The organism is Mycobacterium sp. (assembly GCF_965229265.1).
Lineage (GTDB): Bacteria > Actinomycetota > Actinomycetes > Mycobacteriales > Mycobacteriaceae > Mycobacterium.
In genome coordinates this window covers 1,159,690-1,174,522 of record NZ_CBDDIY010000013.1, presented here as the reverse complement: position 1 = coordinate 1,174,522, position 14,833 = coordinate 1,159,690, and the positions used below count along the sequence as shown (strand labels likewise).

Sequence of the window (14,833 nt, the reverse complement as noted above, 5' to 3'; positions counted from 1 at the left end):
CACGATCGCGGGGTCCGCGGCGCGGATAAAGTGACAAATTTGACAAAACATGGCCCGGCGCAGGCCAACGCTGCATAGGCTGCGCCGCATGACTGATTACGACGCGATCATCGTCGGAGCCGGACACAACGGACTGACCGCCGCCGCGGTCTTGCAGCGGGCAGGATTGCGCACCCTGTGCCTGGAGCAGAACACCTACAGCGGCGGCATGGCTGCCACCGTCGAGCTCATCGACGGGTTCCAGTTCGAGATCGCCGGGTCGATCCGCTTCCCCACCGCATCCAAGATCAACTCCGAGCTCGGCTTGGACACCCTCCCGGTCATCGAGAACGAGATCATGTCGGTCAACCTCGGCGAGAACGGCGAAGAGCCGATGGTCTTCCACCACGACCCGATGGTGATGATGACCCAGATGGCCGAGAAGCACGGCATGGAGGCCGTGATGGGCATGGCCGAGCTGTACGGGTGGGCCACCGGCCCACGAAAGGCGCTGGGCCGCTTCGACGCACTGGAGCCGCCGAAAACCATCGACGAGATGTACGCCTGCGCCGCCGACGAGAACGAGCGCCGCGCCATCCACGAGATGCTGTTCGGTTCAGCGATGGACGTCATCGACCGGTACGTACCCGACAAGGAGAAGCACGCCGTGATCCGCGGCATGCTGGCCTTCCTGGCGGTCAACTCCACCTACCGCGGGCCCTACACCCCCGGTAGCGCAACCTGTTTGGCATTCGCCCTGGCGATCCCCGAAGAGGGCGGCCAGATGACCAGCAAGATCAAGGGAGGCATCGGCGCGCTGTCCGATCACCTCAAGACGCTCTACCTCGAGGCTGCCGGTGAGATCCGCTACCGCGCCAAGGTGGACAAGATCCTCGTCGAGAACGCTCGGGTCACCGGCGTGCGCCTCAAGGACGGCACGACCATCACCGCGCCCGTCGTCGTCTCCAATCTGGCACCGGACACCACTCTGCTGGATCTGGTTGGCGCCGAATACCTTCCGTCGTCGCTGGTGACCCGCCTCGGCGGGCGTGACCATCGCGGCTCCTACCTGCAGATCCACTTCGCACTCGACGGCCTACCCGAGTACGCCGCACCGTATGAGTTCCTCAACGAGCCGGGCATGCAGATGTCGGTGGGCATGTTCGGCTCGCCGGAAACCCAGCAGCGGCAGTGGGACAACTGCCGGTTCGGCGTCATCCCGGACAACCCGGCATTGTCAATCCAGATCCCCACCGTGGGTGATCCGGAGTTGGCGCCCGAGGGCAAGCACGCGGCCAGCGTGTACGTCTACGCCTTCCCCACGGAAGCGCCACGCGAGCAGCACGGTCACCTCAAGAACGAGATGGCCAAGGTCGTCATCGACAAGATCACCACGTACGCGCCGAACTTCAAGGACATCGCGATCCGCAACATCACGTTCGCGCCGTACCACATGAACACCATGTTCGGCGCCCCCAACGGCGACTTCTGCCAGGGTCTACTGCAGCCCGAACTGATGGGGCCGAACCGGCCGGGACCCAAGGGTTTCCTGGACGAACCCATTCCGATCGAGGGTCTCTATCTCGGCGGCGCGGGCTGCCACGGTGGGCCGGGCATCACGTTCATCCCCGGTTACAACGCGGGGTATCAGGTGCTGGCCGACGCGGGCCGCTGAACTTCGGCGCGCTTTCCGTCGCGCAGCGACGGAAAGCGCGCCGAAATCACTAGAGCTTGACCGCGGCGTGCAATGCCACGATGCCGCCGGTGAGGTTGCGCCAGCGGACCTGCGCCCAGCCGGCCTCCTCGATCTGGCGAGCCAGCTCGGCCTGCTCCGGCCACGCCCGGATGGACTCGGCCAGGTAGACGTAGGCATCCGGATTGCTCGACACCGCGCGCGCCACCCGCGGCAGGGCCTGCATCAGATACTCCTTGTAAACCGTGGAGAAGACCGGCACCACCGGGGTGGAGAACTCGCACACCACCAGCCGGCCGCCCGGCTTGGTGACGCGGGCCATCTCGCTTAGCCCGGCGGAGTGGTCGACGACGTTGCGCAGGCCGAAGCTGATGGTCACCGCGTCGAACACCGCGTCCCCGAACGGCAGTCTGGTCGCGTCGGCGGCCACCTTCGGCACCGGCCGCGCGGCGCCGGCCGCCAACATGCCCACAGAGAAATCGGCAGCCACACACCACGCCCCGGACTTGGCCAGCTCGACCGTCGACACCGCCGTGCCTGCCGCCAGATCGAGCACCGAGTCGCCGGGGCCGACGCCGAGTGCCGAGCGGGTCGCCCGCCGCCATGAGCGGTCCTGGCCCAGCGAGAGCACCGTGTTGGTGATGTCATAGCGGCGCGCCACGGCGTCGAACATCGACGCCACATCGCGGGGATCCTTGTCCAGCGTCGCGCGGCTCACCGAACCGACGCTACCTCAGCGGGAATCATGAGCCCGCGGACGCGTTGGAGCCAGACATGAGTGAAAAAGTTTGGTTCATCACCGGCACGTCCCGCGGCTTCGGCCGGGAGTGGGCGATCGCGGCCCTGGACCGCGGCGACAAGGTCGCCGCCACCGCGCGCAACACCGCCACGCTGTCCGATCTGGTCGACCGGTACGGCGAGGCCATTCTGCCGATCCAGCTCGACGTCACCGACCGCGAGGCCGACTTCGCCGCCGTCAAGGCCGCCCACGACCACTTCGGCCGACTGGACATCGTGGTCAACAACGCCGGCTACGGCCACTTCGGGTTCATCGAGGAGCTCACCGAGCAGGAAGCCCGCGACCAGCTCGAAACCAACGTGTTCGGCGCCCTGTGGGTCACCCAGGCCGCACTGCCCTACCTGCGGGCCCAGGGCAGCGGGCACATCATCCAGGTGTCGTCGATCGGTGGTATCACCGCGTTCCCACTCGTCGGCATTTACCACGCGTCGAAGTGGGCGCTGGAAGGCTTCTCCCAGGCGCTCGCGCAGGAGGTCGCGCCCTTCGGTGTGCACGTGACGCTGATCGAGCCGGGCGGCTTTGACACCGACTGGGCGGGCCCGTCGTCGACGAGCTCCGCGGAACTGCCCGACTACGCCGAACTGCATCGCCAGGTCGCCGAGACCCGCAAGCAGCGGTGGTCCAAGCCCGGCAACCCGAAGGCGTCGGCGTCGGCGATCCTGAAGGTGGTCGACGCGCCCACCCCGCCGTTGCGGGTGTTCTTCGGCGAGTCACCGCTGCAGACGGCACGAGCCGACTACGAGAGCCGCCTGGCGAACTGGGAGCAGTGGCAACCGGTCGCCGTGGAGGCCCAGGGATAGTTACATCGCGTGCGCGTCGATGATCGGTTGTTGGCGCGCCAGCGATGCCATCCGTTCGCTGAGGTGGATCAGCCGATCCTCATGCCCGGCCGGCATGGTGTAGGCCAGCCGGCGCAGTTCGATAGCAAACGCGTGCAGCTCTTGGCGATACGACGCATCACTCATCAGACGTCTCCCCCGTCGTGGAGTGGTGGTGTTGGCATTGGTGTCCTGCGTTCTCCCCGTTGGCTTTTAGTGTGCCCTTGCTCACAGCCGATGGGAAGGCCTCTCAGGAACAATTCAGCGAACGGCCATCGGTCATGCTGCGCGGCTACGCCGCCGGCGGCGTCCTTCGACGCGGACCGCCTCGTAGTGCCCCAGCAGTTCGTCACAGATCGCCGGCCAGGTCCGGCCGAGCACACTGCGCCGGGCGGCCACCGAGTAGCGCGCCCGCTCGTCGAGCAGGTGGTCCACGGACTGCTCGAGCCGCGCCTCGAATTCGTCGACCCCCAGCAGTAATCCGGTGCGGTACGGCGCGACAAGGTCGCGCGGTCCGCCCGCGTTGGGGGCGATCACGGGCAGGCCGGAAGCCATCGCCTCCTGCACCGCCTGACAGAAGGTCTCGTGCTCACCGGGATGCACGAAGACATCCATGCTCGCGTAGGCGGCGGCCAGCGGTTCACCGTAGAGCGCACCGGTGAACACCGCCGACGGCAGCAGGGCCCGCAGCTTGTCGCGGTCGACGCCGTCTCCGACGATCACCAGTTGCAGATCATCGCGGCGGTCCAGCACCGCCAGCCGTTCCACATGCTTCTCCGGCGCGAGCCGCCCCACGAAACCGACGATCGGTTTGCCCTGCGGCGACCACTGCCGGCGCAGCTCAGCGTCGCGGGCCGACGGGGCGAAGCCGGTCACGTCCACCCCGCGCGCCCACCGGTGTACCCGCGGAATCCGGTGCTCGGCAAGGTCTTCCATCGCCGCGGTGGATGGAGCCAGCGTTCGGTCGGCGCGGGTATGCAGATGCCGGGTCCACGCCCAGGCCGCCCGCGAGGCCACACCGATGCCGTAGCTTTCGGCGAACCCGGCGACATCGGTCTGGAAGACGGCGACCGTGGGAACGTCGAGGTAGCGCGCAGCGTGCAGGCCGCCGTAACCGAGCAGCGCCGGCGAGGCCAGATGCACGACGTGCGGGTCGAAGCCGCGCAGCACCCCCACCATGCGCGGCCGGGGCACACCCAGTGGCAGCGAGGTCACCTTCGGGAACATCCGGGACGGCACCCGGTGCACCCGGATACCGTCGTGGACCCGGTCGGCCGAGGGCTCACCGCGCGGGTTGTCCGGCGCGATGACGAGGGCTTCGTGGCCGGTGCGGCGAAGGTGCTCCAGGACCCGCAGCACCGAGTTGGAGACTCCGTTGACGTTGGGTAGGAACGATTCGGCGACAATCGCAACGCGCACGCCACGAGCGTGTCAGCGGCTCCTGTCAGCCAGGTTGCGCCCAGGCATACGCGACACGAAAAGCTGGTGAGACGCCCCGGGGGATTAACCAGTCGGAAATTTCGCGTTGTGGACGGCATGCACACCCTGGGCCTGGGCGCCGATGACCTGTTGACCACCACCCGGGCGGTTCGCCGACGGCTCGACCTGTCCAGGCCGGTGCCCCGCGAGGTCATCACCGACTGTGTGCGTATCGCGACGCAGGCCCCCAGCGGCCGCAACCGACAGCGCTGGGACTTCGTGATCGTCGACGACCCGGCGCTGCGCGCCAAGGTCGCCGACGTCTGGCGCGCCGGGCTGATCGCCCCGACCGGTGTCGCGACGACGGCGGGCAGCCGCATGCCCCTGGCCGGCAACGACTGGAACAAGATTGCGCACAGCGTCGACCAGTTAGCCAGCGTCATGGCCGATGTTCCGGCGCTACTGATCGCCGGTGTCCGCGTCGATGGCCGCAACGAGCTGGCGACCGTGCGTGGCCAGGCAGGAGCGTGGGGTTCGGTGCTGCCCGCACTGTGGAGTTTCATGCTCGCCGCCCGCGAGCGCGGTATCGGAACTGCTTGGACAACATGTCATCTCAGCTACGAGCAGGAGATGGCAGAGCTCCTCAACATCCCCTACGACCTGGTGGTGCAGGCAGCGCTGACACCGGTGGCCTACACCGTGGGAACCTCGTTTCGACCCGGGCAACGCGCCGATCCGGCCGGCTTCATCCACTGGAACTCCTGGTGAGCACGCCGGGCCGCGGGTACCGTGCGTGCATGCGGTACTGGTCGGTGCTCCTGGTGGCCTTGGTGGTGCTGGTCACCGGCTGCGGCCGGCAGATCGCTGGTGTGGCACAGGTGGATCCGCACGGCCCGGCAACCGCGGTGAGCAAGGACGGCTACGGAATTGTGGCCGGTGACCCGAATGCGCCCGTGCACATCGAGCTGTACACCGAACCTCAGTGTGAGCGCTGCGCCGAACTGCAGGCCGACTTCGGCGATCAGTTGGCCCAGTACCTCAACCTCGGCCAGCTCGCGGTGACCTACCGGCCGTTGACCTTCCTCGACAACGGCCCGGGTGGATATTCCGACCGGGTGAGCAACGCGCTGTTCCTGGCGGCGGGACCGGATACGACGGCCAAGGCATTCCAGGCTTTCGTTCAACAGTTGTGGGGGCACCAGGATCCGAAAGGCAAGGGGCCCACCGATCAACAGCTCGCCGCGATGGCCCGCGACAGCGGAGTCGCCGCCGCGGCCGTCGAGGCGATTAGATCCGGCAAGCCGGCGCTGGATCTGAAAGCCATGGCCGACACCAACTTCGAGTACCTCTACGAACTCGACCCGATCAACGCCGGCACCCCGACGGCCTATGACCTGAAGCGAGACAAGACCCTCGACATTTACGACAACAACTGGCTGTCCAAGTTGATGTCGTCCTGAGCCGCCCGACGCTCGGCCAGCCCCAGGCCGGCCAGCGCGACCCCAGCGACCAGCCAGCCCACCACCGCGATGGATCCGGCCGGGATGACGGCCAGCGCCGCGGTACGGTGTTGCACCCGAACCAGATCCGGGTTGTTCCTGTCGTACTCGACATAGATGCGCATGCCCTCGGCAAGCTCCGAGGGGTAGAGCACCCCGAGTTCGGGCCGGTAGGTAACCCGGTCGGGGGTGACGAACTCGATCGTGGAGCGACGGGGCCCGGCCGAGAGCACCTCAGCTTGGGCCACACCCATGTTGCGCTCGATCTGGCGGTCGTTGCGCCACGCGCCGGCCACCAGCAGGATGGATTGCAGCGTGACCAGGCCGAGGATGATCCATACGGCGCACTTGGTCCAGCGCAACACTTTTCGCCTCGGCGTGTCCACAACGTCTGGATTGCGCCGGGGCAGCGTGAGTTCCAGCAGGGCTCGGAGCCTGCCGATCACAGCGCCGCCCTGATCGCCGCGTGCAGCTGCCGCAGCGAAGAGCGGTCGGCCTTGACCTCGAGGACCCGCATGCCCTCGTAGGGCTGGTCGAGCGCGGCACCGAGCTCGTCGACCTCGATCTGGCGGGCATCGATGTGATAGGCGCGGCACAGTGCACCGACGTCGACATCGTGCGGAGTGCCGAAGATGCGCGAGGACACATCGGAGAACCGCGGGTCCCCCTGCTCCAGCAGCTCGAAGATGCCGCCCCCGTTGTCGTTGGACACCACGATGGTGAGGTTTTTCGGCGTCGGCTCGGTGGGGCCGATCAGCAGACCCGAGCTGTCATGGACGAACGTCAGGTCGCCGATCAGCCCGATGGTGCGGCCCGAGCTGGTGCCACCGCTGCGGTCGTGCGCCAGCGCGGCCCCGACGATGGTCGAGACCGTTCCGTCGATGCCGGCCACCCCGCGGTTGGAGCGGACCCGCACACCCTCGGTGTTCAGCCCAACCAGGGCGGCGTCGCGCACCGGGTTGGATGCGCCCAGGACCAGCTGGTCCCCCGGCCGCACCGCATCGGCCACCGCGGCGGCGACATGCAAGCCGGTGGTCAGCGGATGAGCGGCCAGCTGCTGGCGCACCGCGGCCATCGCGTGCCCGTTGGCCTCCGCACAGCGGTGCAGCCACGCCGGGTCCGGTGTGCCGTGCGTCTCGGCGCGGGTGCCGGTGGCCTGCGAATTGCCCGAGACGTCCGGCCAGCGCGGCCCGGTCGTCAGGGCGAATACCGGCACCGACGAGTCGGCCAGCAGCGCCGACACCGGCCGGTGCAGGGTGGGCCGGCCCAGCATGATGACTTGCCGCGGCCGCAGCAGCGGCAGCGCCAACGGGTGCAGTGGGTTGGCGGCGTGCGGGGCCGTCGGCTCGGCGACCGTGGGCAGCAAGGCCAGGTTCGGGTGCACACCGGCGCCGTGTCCGGCGATCACCACGGTGTCGGGGGTGAGGTCGATGTCCAGCGGCTGGTCGAACGACACCGGCGGGGTGTAGGTCCACGGCTTGCCGTCGGGGCGGCCGGCCGGGATGTCGCCGGGGCTTTCCGCCTCGGGCACCAGCGGCTCACGCAGCGGGATGTCGAACTGCACGGGCCCGGCGTTGGCGCTGCGGGCGCCAGTGGCCGCGGCGATGACGCGGCAGGTAGCCGAGCGCCACTGCGCGTTCAGCGCATCCAGCTTGTCGGGGGCGCTTTCGGCCAGGCCGAGGCTGATCGAGGCGCGCACCTGAGTGCCGAAGTAGCCCAACTGCTCGAAGGTCTGGTTGGCGCCGGTGCCCAACAGCTCGTAGGGCCGGTTGGCGCTGAGCACGATCAGCGGCACCCGCGCGTAGTTGGCCTCGACGACGGCAGGGCCCATATTGGCCACGGCGGTGCCCGACGTCATCGCCACACACACCGGCGCCCGCTCGGCCACCGCCAGCCCGATGGCCAGGTAGCCGGCGGTGCGCTCGTCGATGCGGACATGCAGGCGAAGCCGGCCGGTCCGGTCGGCGTCGGACAGTGCGAAGGCCAGCGGAGCGTTACGCGAGCCCGGGCACAGCACTACGTCGCGGACGCCGCCGCGAATCAATTCGTCGACGACGACCCGGGCCTGAGCCGTCGATGGGTTCACCACTACAGCGTGTCATAGCGCCCTATGTCCCCCCAACCGGTGGGACCCGGCCTCAGACCAGGGTGCCGGCGAAGAAGTCCAGCATCGCGGTGTTGACGGTGTCGGGGCGTTCCAGGAAGCCAAGGTGACCGGTGTGCCCGATCTGCACGTACCGCCCGTACGGCAGCGCGTCGGCGACCTCGCGGCCCAGCGCGGCCGGGGTGAGTACGTCGTCGGCGAAGCCAATCACCAACACCGGGGTCGGGATGGACCGGTAGGCGGGCAGTCGGTTCTCCTTGGGATAGACCTCCAGCTGGGCGCGCAGGCCCGCGGTGCGCTTGATCGGGAACGCGGTGAACATCTCCATCCAGTCCCCGATGGCCTTCTCGTCGTTGATGGTCTTGGGCGAGAAGTTCTCCAGCACGCGAACTTTGGCGGCATACGCCGGCGGGAGCTGGATTTCGGCCTTGGTCAGTTCGACGTCGGCGGCGCGGAAGGAACGCCGGGTGCGGTCCAGCCGCCCGCGGGTGCCCATCAGGACGGCCTGGCTGACCAGGTCGGGGCGGGTCAGCATCAGCTCCTGGGCGATGTAGGCGCCCATCGACATCGCCACCAGCCGAGTCGGACCGCCGACGACCTGTTCGATGAGGTCGGCGGTGTCCTCGACCATCTGCTCGGTGGTGAAGCCGCCGGCGTTCTCGGTGCCCCCGATGCCGCGGTTGTCGAACGTGATGCAGCGATAGCCGGCGGCCAGGAACGCCGGGACCTGGTGAATGTGCCAGGTGCGACCGGCGCCGCCGGTGCCGGCGATGAACAGCACCGGATCCCCGGAGCCCTTGTCCTCGTAGGCCAGGTTGATCACCTGGCAGAGGCTACGCGCCCCGGTGTGCGAGTGCTCCGCGACCGGGTCGCTTCGATCTGGGTCACACGTAGCCCGCCACCGGACACCGGATTGGTGTGAAGATGGAAGATATGGCCAAGAACATCGGCATCGTGCTGTTCGACGACGTGGAAGAACTGGATGCCATCGGGCCCTGGGAAGTGTTGTCGGCCTGGACCCAGCACTTCCCCGACGATGGCTACGCCGTGTCGTGCCTGTCCCGATCCGGCGGGCTGGTCCGCTGTGCCAAGGGCCTGGTGGTACAGGCCCACCACGCGTTCGCCGACGCGCCGGCGCTCGACGTGCTACTCCATCCGGGCGGCCAGGGCGTGCGCCCTCAACTGCAGGACGAGGAATGGCTGGACTGGGTGCGCGGTCAAGGCGACACCGTGCCCCTGATGACCAGCGTGTGCACCGGCTCGCTGGTCTACGCCGCCGCGGGGCTGCTGTCGCACCGCCCCGCCACCACCCATTGGGCCTCCCTGGACTGGCTGGCCGAGATCGATCCGACCATTGACGTCCGGCGCGACGAGCGGTTCGTCGATGACGGCGACATCATCACCGCCGCAGGGGTATCGGCGGGAATCGATATGGCGCTGCACCTGATCGTCCGGCTGGTCGGCGCCGAGCGGGCTCGTGAGGTCCGCCGCTTCATTCAGTACGACCCGGCGCCGCCCGTTTAACATTCCAGCGTTGATGCAAGCCCGAAGTCGGCCAGCGCGGCGCTGACCACGTCGGCTAGCGCGGCCTTGCTGTTTGATTCACCGGGTTCCCACGACGCCACGCTGAACCACACTCTGTTGTGCAGCGACGCCCCCGAAACCAGCAGATGGCCGCCCAACCGTTCCAGCGTCTGCGCGGTGACGCCGGCTTCACCCCCGCGGATGCCGAAGAAGTCGGCATCAGTGCCGTCAGGACGGTTAGCCTCCGCCGGCATGTCGCCAATGTTGCTGCAGCCAATGGGTTTACCCACCTTCAGGATCAGGTTCTCCAGCCGGCGCACGACGATCTTGGGGGTAAAGGGAATCAACGCCAGCGGTGCCAGCAGCGCGTTACCGTCAGTTCCAAGCTCGACAAGGGCCCGCTTCATGGCGGATCGGAGCTGGCTCAAGTCGCCGACGACCTGACTCGGATCAGCATGCAGGGTAATCGAATTGAGCGGATTGGCGCGCGTATCGCCGTCGGTACGCTCACTCACCGGCACCGACAGCGTGGCGCGGCCGTCGTCGCCGACCCGGCCAAGCCGATACCCGAGGCGGACCGAGAACCCCGCGAACAGCACGTTGGGTGTTCCACCTAAGGCACGGGCGCGCTCGTCCCACTCGGTCGAGTCCACCCATCCGTAGACCCTGGGCACCACCAACGGTCGCGCACGCTCCGCTGGCGACGACGCGGCCGGGACCGCCCTGGCCGACGCGGACAGGTCGTCGGACTGTTGGCGACCAACCCGCACGGCCGCGGCGAGTGCCGCCGGGATCTGCGCCGCGGAGCGGGCGGTGACGACGGCATCCTGCCGGAGCGCCTGTCCTCGGCTGCGTGCACGGGCTGGCGGAAATCCGAAGTCGCGGCGGGTGCCGGTGACGGCATCGACGATGGCCTGCATCCCCGCCACGGCATCGCCCGTGCTGTGCGAGAGCGCCAGCGATACTGCAGCACCCCCGCCGATCAGCGGCTGTACCCCCAGATGCCAGGGCGGCCCCACCTCGGGATCGATGGCGAGGAACGAGCGTTCGTCGACCCAGTCCCACACTTCGTCGCGGCGCCGCTGCGTCACAGCGACATCGAGATCGGCCGGTAGGTTGCAGGACACCCAGCGGTGCCTGCCAAACGGGAAGGGTGATCGTTCGATCAGCCGGGCTATCAGCGTGTGTTGCAGGTTGCGGTGGAACCTGCGCAGCCCGTCGAAATCCACACCCTCCTCGTAGATCCAGATGTACTGGATGACCGGCCCGCGGCCCAGCGCGCGGAGGCCGAGAAACGAACCCTGGTCCATGTACGCCAGAGTGTTGTCGAACGGAATTCCCATGTGCGACCTTCTTTCGAGCAGACCGCGGATCACCAATGGGCAACGATCGGCGTCATCGGGTCTCGACGGAAGCCCAATGTATATCGTGCCGTTCACTTTTCTCGCGCGGTGCGGTAGCCGCTGCGGCCGCTGACGCGTTCCGGTAAACGCATCGCGAAATTGCCGGGAACTAACCGCCGATCTCGACCGACTAATACGCCGACCTGTACGCCAGAGGGGGACAGGTGCCCCGCGTTGCCGGCGGCATCCCGCTCCCCTCCAATCATCGACCACGGTTCGCTGACGTGTTGTAAGAGGGGAGATTGTTGGTGCAGCTCATTGCCAAATCCGGTGAGCAGGCCGGCATCGAGGTGCATGGCTTTGATCAGGCCGTCGCGACGGAGGACGATATCCAGCTGCTGCGACGACACCTCTACACCGACAAGGTCGTCATCCTCAAGGCTCAGGAACTCAAGCCCACCGCGTTCGTCGAACTCGGCAGGTACTTCGGGACGCCGGTCTCCTACTACGAGCCGATGTATCACCACCCGGAAAGCGACTTGATCTTTGTCTCTTCGAATCTCACCCGCCCCGAGGGCCAGATAGGCGTTCCGAAGACTGGTGGGTTCTGGCATGCCGATTACCAATTCATGCCCGAGCCGTTCGCCTTCACCCTCTTCTACCCGCAGCAACTGCCCACCGGAACACGTGGTACTCGCTTCATCAACATGGCCACCGCCTATGAACGCCTGACCCCGCGGCTCAAGGAAGCGATCGCCGACACCTACTGTCGGCACAGTGCCCGCCGGTACGTGAAGATCCGGCCATCGGATGTCTACCGGCCGATCGGTGATGTCCTCGCTGACATCGAACGCGTCACGCCGCCCCAAAAGTGGCCGACAGTGCTCACTCACCCGGTGACCGGCGAGCAGATTCTCTACATCTCCGAGGCATTCACCTATGCCATCGAAGACTCGCAGGGCAACCCGCCGCCGGGGTCCTTGATCGACGAACTCCTCGATGCCTGCGGACAACTCGACCAGTCCTACGATCACCCCAACATCTTCGTGCAGACCTATGAGCCCGGTGATCTCGTGTTGTGGGACAACCGGACGTTGGTTCACCGCGCGTTGCACAACCCGACCAACGAGCCCACCGAGTCCTACCGGGTCACTGTCACCGATGAACATCCACTCAGCAGCGAGGCGGCATGACGCAATCGGTGCAACCCACCCTCAGCGATTACCTCGACGACGATGCGGTCCTGCTCAACCGAACGATGACGCCCTACGTGGCCAAAGACACCATCTATCTCAAGCAGGCCACGGTCGAGAGACGGGACGAGGCGATCGTCGGCACCGGTCAATTGGGATTCGAGCGCTCGTGCTACATCGACGAAACCGGCCACTTCAACGCGGTCGAGTTCATCATCTCCTACAACCAGCTGTTCTATTACACCCTCGCGGCCTCGGTCCGCGACCACCTGATCCCCGAGCTGGCCGGCTGGACCCTGGACGACTACTGGCAGCGGCAGCTTCCATCGGTGCTGATCAGCAAGATGTCCAGCAGATTCCGGCAACCGATCAACTCCCGGTCCTATCGCGGGGTGCTGACCATCACCGATGTCGAATTCCGCAACCGGTCGCGGCCGCTGTTGGCGCTGCAGACCACCATCGAGTTCTCCGACGACGGCATCGGGAGTGCCATCGGCGAACTGGAGATCGCCTTGGTTGACCTGCCCACGAATTCGTAATGGGTGCAAGTCAGTTCAACCTGGTTACGGTATTGGAACAGAACGCGCGAACCGGCGGGGACCGAACGGCATTGATCTTCGGGGCGACACGCGTCTCGTTCGCCGACCTCGTCCACCGATCGATCGCGGTATCCCAGGCGCTTCTCGCAGCCGGACTGGGCCCCGGCGATCGGGTGGTGCACGTTGCCACCGACTCACCGGTGCTCTACGAGCTGCTCTATGGCTGCGCCCGCGTCGGCGTCGTTCTCGTTCCGGTCAACTGGCGACTGGCCGTCGATGAGGTCGACTACATCATCGATCATGCGGAGGCGCGTGTCGTCGTCACCGACCGCACCGATGTGACTGCTCACACCGTCGTCGACGTTGCGGATTTCGCCACCTGGCGGGACCGCGAACACGAGCTCGCGGTGCCCGAGATCGTGGGCGATCGTGACACGGCGGTCGTGCAGATGTATACCAGCGGGACAACCGGCCGACCCAAAGGCGTTGTGCTGGCTCACCGAACCTTCGCCGCGGTGCGAGAGTTGTTGAACGACGCCGGCTTGGATTGGCTCGATTGGCGGGCCTCCGATATCAGTCTGATCGCTCTGCCGGGATTCCACATCGGCGGTATGTGGTGGGCGACCCAGGCGCTCAACAGTGGAATACCGAGCGTGGTCATCCCGCGCTTCAGCGCGGCGGGTTCTGTTGCGGCGATCCGCGAGAATGCGGTCACCATAAGCTGTTTCGTTCCGGCAATGTTACTGATGATGTTGTCCGAGCCCGGTCTGGTCGCGTCGGAGTTCGCCACCATTCGCAAGATCGCCTACGGCGGCTCGCCCATCGGGCCCGACTTGCTCTCGCGAGCTATCGACACATTCGACTGCGATTTCGCGCAGATCTATGGTCTGACCGAGACGGGCAACACCGCAGTGTGCCTACCCCCGAGCGAACATCGTCCGGGCCGCGCCCGCCTCCACGCCGCGGGCAAACCCTACCCGGGCGTGGGGGTCGCCATCCGTGACGCCGACGGCTCCGACCTTCCGACCGGAAGCTGCGGCGAGGTTTATCTCCGAAGTCCGGCGCAGATGCTGGAGTATCACCGCAACCCGGCCGCCACCGCGGAGACCATCGTCGACGGCTGGATTCGCACCGGTGACGCGGGGTATCTGGACGGCGACGGCTTCCTGGTGATCCGGGACCGCGTCAAGGACCTCATCATCGTGGCAGGCGAGAACGTCTATCCCGCAGAGGTCGAGAAGACCATCAACTCCCACCCCGGCGTGCATGACAGCGCGGTGGTGGGAGCCCCCGATGAACGGCGGGGCGAGTGTATACATGCCTATGTTGTAGCCGAACCCGATGTGAATCTTCAGATCGATGATCTCAACGAGTTTCTGGCCCAGCGGCTCGCGCGATTCAAGGTGCCGGGCAGCTATCACGTCGTGGATGCGATCCCCCGGAATCCGAGCGGCAAGATCCTGCGCCGGACGCTGCGGGATCCGTTATGGGCAGGACGCGAGCGGCAGATCAACTGATCGTGCCGGTGTTTCGCGGCGCGTACCGCAGCAGCCGCGCGGGTCGTCAGCTCCGGCGCACGCCGAGCAGACCGAGGACCGCCATGACCAGTTCGATCAACGAACGCAGGGGACGGCGTGCACCGCGCGCGGGTGGGGAGACGACGTCGACCACACCCCCGACACGTTCGGTCGCGCCGTAACCGGCCTTGCGCACAACGGCGCACAGATCAGCGGCACAGACGCCGTCGTCGGCATCGATGGTGGCGATCTTGCTTGCCAGGTCCACCGATGCGACGACGCCGTCGACCTTGTTGAGGTGTCTGGCCACGCGCGAGGAACACATTCCGCACGTCATCCCCGTCACATCGAGCTGAATCCGTCGGGCACCCGGTACGGCATCCTGGTCGGTGGTCATCTCCGGCAT

At 66.9% G+C, this 14,833-nt stretch carries 16 protein-coding genes; 8 read left to right on the top strand and 8 right to left on the bottom strand.

The features are described from left to right. The first annotated feature begins 88 nt into the window (after positions 1–88). Positions 89–1,654: a phytoene desaturase family protein gene (locus ADBZ9K_RS27565; RefSeq protein WP_526625508.1), complete on the top strand. Its 1,566-nt coding sequence runs from the start codon at positions 89–91 to the stop codon at positions 1,652–1,654. A gap of 49 nt (positions 1,655–1,703) precedes the next feature. Here the strand turns inward: ADBZ9K_RS27565 and ADBZ9K_RS27560 are convergent, their stop codons facing one another. Further along, positions 1,704–2,390: a demethylmenaquinone methyltransferase gene (locus tag ADBZ9K_RS27560; protein WP_526625506.1), complete on the bottom strand. Its 687-nt coding sequence runs from the start codon at positions 2,388–2,390 to the stop codon at positions 1,704–1,706. 56 nt (positions 2,391–2,446) lie between these two features. Here ADBZ9K_RS27560 and ADBZ9K_RS27555 point away from each other — a divergent pair, with 56 nt between their 5' ends. Then, entirely contained in the window at positions 2,447–3,271 is an 825-nt protein-coding gene (locus ADBZ9K_RS27555; protein ID WP_526625504.1) for an SDR family oxidoreductase, read from the top strand. Here ADBZ9K_RS27555 and ADBZ9K_RS27550 read toward each other — a convergent pair whose 3' ends face one another. After that, positions 3,272–3,436: a hypothetical protein gene (locus ADBZ9K_RS27550; protein ID WP_526625502.1), complete on the bottom strand. Its 165-nt coding sequence runs from the start codon at positions 3,434–3,436 to the stop codon at positions 3,272–3,274. Positions 3,437–3,568: 132 nt separating this feature from the next. After that, the gene (locus tag ADBZ9K_RS27545) at positions 3,569–4,708 is read right to left on the bottom strand and encodes a glycosyltransferase family 4 protein (protein ID WP_526625500.1); all 1,140 of its coding nucleotides are present in this window, start codon (positions 4,706–4,708) and stop codon (positions 3,569–3,571) included. Positions 4,709–4,825: 117 nt separating this feature from the next. On the opposite strand from ADBZ9K_RS27545, the gene ADBZ9K_RS27540 reads away from it, so the two are divergent. Next, positions 4,826–5,476, top strand: a complete 651-nt coding sequence (locus ADBZ9K_RS27540; protein ID WP_526625671.1) for a nitroreductase family protein — start codon at positions 4,826–4,828, stop codon at positions 5,474–5,476. Positions 5,477–5,505: 29 nt separating this feature from the next. Next, the gene (locus tag ADBZ9K_RS27535; protein WP_526625498.1) at positions 5,506–6,168 is read left to right on the top strand and encodes a DsbA family protein; all 663 of its coding nucleotides are present in this window, start codon (positions 5,506–5,508) and stop codon (positions 6,166–6,168) included. On the opposite strand, the gene ADBZ9K_RS27530 is transcribed toward ADBZ9K_RS27535, so the two are convergent. The 3 genes from ADBZ9K_RS27530 to ADBZ9K_RS27520 are packed head-to-tail and all read right to left on the bottom strand — an operon-like array spanning position 6,129 to position 9,134. Next, complete coding sequence (locus ADBZ9K_RS27530) at positions 6,129–6,650, bottom strand: DUF3592 domain-containing protein (RefSeq protein WP_526625670.1); 522 nt, start codon at positions 6,648–6,650, stop codon at positions 6,129–6,131. The genes ADBZ9K_RS27535 and ADBZ9K_RS27530 overlap by 40 nt on opposite strands. Further along, positions 6,650–8,293, bottom strand: a complete 1,644-nt coding sequence (gene menD, locus ADBZ9K_RS27525; protein WP_526625496.1) for a 2-succinyl-5-enolpyruvyl-6-hydroxy-3-cyclohexene-1-carboxylic-acid synthase — start codon at positions 8,291–8,293, stop codon at positions 6,650–6,652. Before menD ends, ADBZ9K_RS27530 begins: the two co-directional genes overlap by 1 nt. 52 nt (positions 8,294–8,345) lie before the next feature. After that, complete coding sequence (locus ADBZ9K_RS27520) at positions 8,346–9,134, bottom strand: alpha/beta fold hydrolase (protein WP_526625495.1); 789 nt, start codon at positions 9,132–9,134, stop codon at positions 8,346–8,348. 110 nt (positions 9,135–9,244) lie between these two features. On the opposite strand from ADBZ9K_RS27520, the gene ADBZ9K_RS27515 reads away from it, so the two are divergent. After that, complete coding sequence (locus tag ADBZ9K_RS27515) at positions 9,245–9,835, top strand: DJ-1/PfpI family protein (protein WP_526625494.1); 591 nt, start codon at positions 9,245–9,247, stop codon at positions 9,833–9,835. On the opposite strand, the gene ADBZ9K_RS27510 is transcribed toward ADBZ9K_RS27515, so the two are convergent. Then, positions 9,832–11,064, bottom strand: a complete 1,233-nt coding sequence (locus ADBZ9K_RS27510) for a hypothetical protein (protein ID WP_526625493.1) — start codon at positions 11,062–11,064, stop codon at positions 9,832–9,834. The genes ADBZ9K_RS27515 and ADBZ9K_RS27510 overlap by 4 nt on opposite strands. A gap of 422 nt (positions 11,065–11,486) precedes the next feature. Here ADBZ9K_RS27510 and scoE point away from each other — a divergent pair, with 422 nt between their 5' ends. From scoE to ADBZ9K_RS27495, 3 genes are read left to right on the top strand one after another with little or no spacing between them, the layout of a single operon-like run. Continuing rightward, the gene (gene scoE, locus ADBZ9K_RS27505; RefSeq protein ID WP_526625491.1) at positions 11,487–12,371 is read left to right on the top strand and encodes a (3R)-3-[(carboxymethyl)amino]fatty acid oxygenase/decarboxylase; all 885 of its coding nucleotides are present in this window, start codon (positions 11,487–11,489) and stop codon (positions 12,369–12,371) included. Continuing rightward, positions 12,368–12,910: an FcoT family thioesterase gene (locus ADBZ9K_RS27500; protein WP_526625490.1), complete on the top strand. Its 543-nt coding sequence runs from the start codon at positions 12,368–12,370 to the stop codon at positions 12,908–12,910. The genes scoE and ADBZ9K_RS27500 overlap by 4 nt, the downstream gene beginning before the upstream one ends. Further along, on the top strand, positions 12,910–14,427 hold the full coding sequence (locus tag ADBZ9K_RS27495) for a class I adenylate-forming enzyme family protein (RefSeq protein WP_526625489.1): 1,518 nt from the start codon (positions 12,910–12,912) through the stop codon (positions 14,425–14,427). The genes ADBZ9K_RS27500 and ADBZ9K_RS27495 overlap by 1 nt, the downstream gene beginning before the upstream one ends. Before the next feature lie 46 nt (positions 14,428–14,473). On the opposite strand, the gene ADBZ9K_RS27490 is transcribed toward ADBZ9K_RS27495, so the two are convergent. Continuing rightward, positions 14,474–14,824, bottom strand: coding sequence for a heavy-metal-associated domain-containing protein (locus ADBZ9K_RS27490; protein WP_526625488.1), 351 nt, complete (start codon positions 14,822–14,824; stop codon positions 14,474–14,476). Positions 14,825–14,833: the final 9 nt, after the last annotated feature.